Genomic DNA, 2,071 nt, shown 5'->3' with positions numbered 1-2,071 from the left:
GGCCTGGCGGCGCGCCGGATTCACCGTCCGCCGCCGCGAGCGGGAGTACGCCGTCCCGACGGACCCGCGCCGTACCGGCCTCGCGGGCGTCCAGCCGCCACCAGGGGTGAGCGTCGTACCCGCCGGCGCGGCCGACGAGCGACTGCTGCGCGCCGTGGACCGCGCGATCCGCGACGAGATCGGGGCGAGCGTCGGATGGGAGTCGATGCCCGCCGAGGTGATCCCGTTCCCCGCGGGCGACACCGTCGTGGACCCGTCCAAGTACGCCGTCGCCGTCGAGAACGGCCGCTACCTGGGACTGATCCGGGTGGTGGCGGCCCGCCCGCGGATCGGGCTGCTCGCGGTCCGCGCCGGTGAGCGCCGCCGCGGCATCGGACGGGCCCTGCTCGCCCACGCGCTCGAAACCCTGCACCGCGCGGGCGCCGCCGAGGCCTGGACCGAGGTCCAGGAGTCCAACACGGCGGCCACCGCGCTCGTCGAGAGCACCGGCGCGCGGACCGCCGGAAGCAATCTGGAGCTCGTGCGATGACCAGGAACCGGAACGTCATCGAGGTCGAGGGCCGCGTCGTCGAGTGCCTGCGCAGCGCCATGTTCACGGTGGAGCTGGAGAACGGACACCAGGTGCTCGCGCACATCAGCGGCAAGATCCGCAAGAACTACATCAAGATCATGCTGGAGGACCGGGTGCTCGTGGAACTCCCGCCGTACGACCTGGCCCGCGGCCGGATCGTGTTCCGGTACCGGAACTAGGCAGAGGGGGCAGGGGCAGGGGCCGGGGCCGGGGCTCGGGGCCGAGCAGGCGCAGGGCGCGAGCGCGACGGCCCCGGCCCGGCCTGCGCGTCGTAAGATCCACTCCGGCTCCGCACCGCCGGCCGATCCGCGCGCGGTGCGCCCTGCGAACGAAGGACGACGATGACCCCGCCCCTGTCCGTCCCCGGCCGCCCGACCACCGCGCAGTCCGTGGCCCGTGCGGTCACGGACGTGCTCCAGCCCCGCAACGTCCTTGTGGCCGGCATGGTCGCGCTCGGCGGGATCGCGGGAGGACCGGCCGGACTGGCGTGGGGACTTCTGGCCGCCCTGTGCGCGGGGCTGGTGCCGGCCGCGTACATCGAGTTCGAGCGCAAGCGCGGCACCTGGGGTGACCGGCACGTCGTCGACCGGACGAAACGCGCACCGATCTTCCTGGTCATCCTCGCCTCGATCGGGACAGGAGTGCTCCTGATGACGCTGGGGCACGCCCCGGCGGAGGTGATCAGGGCGATGGTCGCCCTGTGGCTCATGACCGTCGTGCTGTTGAGCGTGAACACGGTCTGGAAGATCTCGGTCGACTCGGCCGTCGCCTCGGCGGTCGTCGCGCTTCTCGCCGTCGTGCACGACCCCTGGTGGCTGGCGGCCTACGCCGTGACCGCTGCGGTGTGCTGGTCCCGTGTGGCGCTGGGTTACCACACCGTCCTGCAGACCGTGGCGGGCGCGGCGCTCGGCGCGCTGACGGCGGGGGCGTGGCTCGGGGCCTGACGCAGGGTCCGACGCAAGGCCCGACGCAGCGCCCGACGCAGGGCGGCCACGTCGGACGGCGGTGCGAGGATGGCCGCATGACGACCACACCCGACGGGCGGCCCGTACCGCCGCCGCAGGCCGACGAACGCACGACGCTGGAGGCCTGGCTGGACTTCCACCGCGAGACGCTCGCCCTCAAGTGCGCGGAGCTGACGGACGGTCAACTACGCACGGCCGCGTCACCGCCCTCGTCGATGACGCTGCTCGGCCTCGTCCAGCACCTGGCCGAGGTGGAACGCAACTGGTTCCAGCGCGTGTTCGCCGGACAGGATTCGGCGCCCGTGTACGGGCCGGGCAACCCCGACGGGTTCGCCCTGGACCCCGACCGGGGCATCGACGAGGCGCTGACCGTCTGGCGGACGGAGATCGCCCGCGGCCGCGCACTGACCGCGGGCGTACCGCTGGACGAGGTCCGCGGCCTGCCGGCGCACGAGGCGGGACACGTCGGCGCCGAGGGCATCTCCCTGCGCTGGATCATGGTGCACATGATCGAGGAGTACGCCCGGCACAACGG

Annotated in this window: 4 protein-coding genes; all 4 read left to right on the top strand. The window is 73.4% G+C overall.

What is annotated here, in order from left to right; translation table 11 throughout:
- Positions 1-529: GNAT family N-acetyltransferase (locus tag GTW43_RS11580; RefSeq protein ID WP_161301571.1), on the top strand; the 529-nt coding region annotated here is incomplete at its 5' end.
- Positions 526-750 (top strand): translation initiation factor IF-1, encoded by a 225-nt coding sequence (gene infA, locus GTW43_RS11575; protein ID WP_046918247.1) that lies wholly within the window; start codon positions 526-528, stop codon positions 748-750. The genes GTW43_RS11580 and infA, both read left to right, overlap by 4 nt.
- Positions 751-912: 162 nt before the next feature.
- A complete protein-coding gene (locus GTW43_RS11570) occupies positions 913-1,515 on the top strand; it encodes a hypothetical protein (protein WP_161301570.1) in 603 nt (200 codons plus the stop codon).
- A gap of 77 nt (positions 1,516-1,592) precedes the next feature.
- The coding region (locus GTW43_RS11565) for a DinB family protein (protein WP_161301569.1) at positions 1,593-2,071 on the top strand (479 nt) is incomplete at its 3' end.

It is taken from the genome of Streptomyces sp. SID5785 (assembly GCF_009870065.1).
Taxonomy (GTDB): Bacteria; Actinomycetota; Actinomycetes; order Streptomycetales; family Streptomycetaceae; genus Streptomyces.
This window is presented reverse-complemented; position numbering and strand designations above follow the sequence as displayed.

Excerpts from the sequence above, each read along its gene's own strand:
- infA (WP_046918247.1), top strand. The coding sequence starts at position 526 with ATGACCAGGAACCGGAACGTCATCGAGGTCGAGGGCCGCGTCGTCGAG.
- GTW43_RS11570 (WP_161301570.1), top strand. The coding sequence starts at position 913 with ATGACCCCGCCCCTGTCCGTCCCCGGCCGCCCGACCACCGCGCAGTCC.